This is a genomic window from Novosphingobium sp. CCH12-A3 (assembly GCF_001556015.1).
GTDB lineage: Bacteria > Pseudomonadota > Alphaproteobacteria > Sphingomonadales > Sphingomonadaceae > Novosphingobium > Novosphingobium subterraneum.
On sequence record NZ_LSIA01000264.1, the window covers coordinates 1 to 1,053 of the forward strand.

Annotated in this window: 1 protein-coding gene; it reads left to right on the top strand. The window is 68.5% G+C overall.

Going from position 1 to position 1,053, the window contains the following annotated elements; translation table 11 throughout:
- The coding region (locus tag AX703_RS28065) for a hypothetical protein (RefSeq protein WP_197423796.1) at positions 1-1,053 on the top strand (1,053 nt) is incomplete at both ends.

Here is a 1,053-nt window from a genome sequence, read left to right on the forward strand (position 1 = left end):
ATGCCGGCACCAGCATCGCCGTGACGGCAGCCGGCGCGCTGACGCTGGCCTCGGCGCAGGCGGTCGAGGGCATGGCGCTGTCCGGCGCAACGATCGATGTGGGCCTGCTGGCTGCGGGGGCGACGATCGATCTGACCGGCACCAGCAGCGTGAACATCACGACCAGTGCCAGCACCGGTGGCGTCGGCGCGATCACCATTGCGGCACCGACCATCACGTTTGCATCGCTGGAGAGCGGCGCGGTCACGCTTGCGGGCGGGACGATCACCGGCGGCGATGTCGGTAGCGACGCGCTGACCGGCACTGCCAGCGGCACGCTGACTCTGCGCGATGTCTTCACGGGCAGGCTTGACCTGACGGCGCAGGACATCGTGGTGCGCAGTGTCCTGGGCGGGACCAGCGGTCCGGGCCACGACATGTCGCTGAACGCCACGGGCAACATCACCGCCGCCTTGATCCAGAGCGGCAACGACCTGTTCATCTCGGCGGCAACGCTCGATGCGACGACGCTCGATGCCGTGCGCGACCTGACCGTCGCGGTGACGGACGGGGCGACGCTCGGCGGGGTCACGGCGTTCGGCGATGTCGCATCCCTTGCGACAACCAGTCTCACGGCAGACGCGATCACCGGCAGCCTCGTCGAGGTGGGCACGCTCCTGACCGTGCGGTCGGCAGGCGATGTCGGCCTCGGCGATGTGTTTGCAGGCTCGCTGGATCTGACTGCTGGCAACCTGCAGATTGCCAACCTGTTGACGGACGGCGCTGCGCTTGTGCGTGTCGATGGCACGGCGAACCTCGATCTGGCGAGCGTGGGCCAGCTCGACTATCGCGCCACGACCTTGCGGTTCGGGACCCTCGACACGCTTGGCGGAGCCATCCTTGTCGGCAGCAGTGTCGCGGGCGATGCCGTCAATGCCGGAACAACATTGTCGATCACCGCGACGGACCTCACGGCGACGGGCTTTGCGGCGGCGGGCGACGTGACGCTGACCGTGACCGACACGGCAACGCTGGGCACCGCCACCTCGAGCGGCGGCTCGGTGTTCATCGATC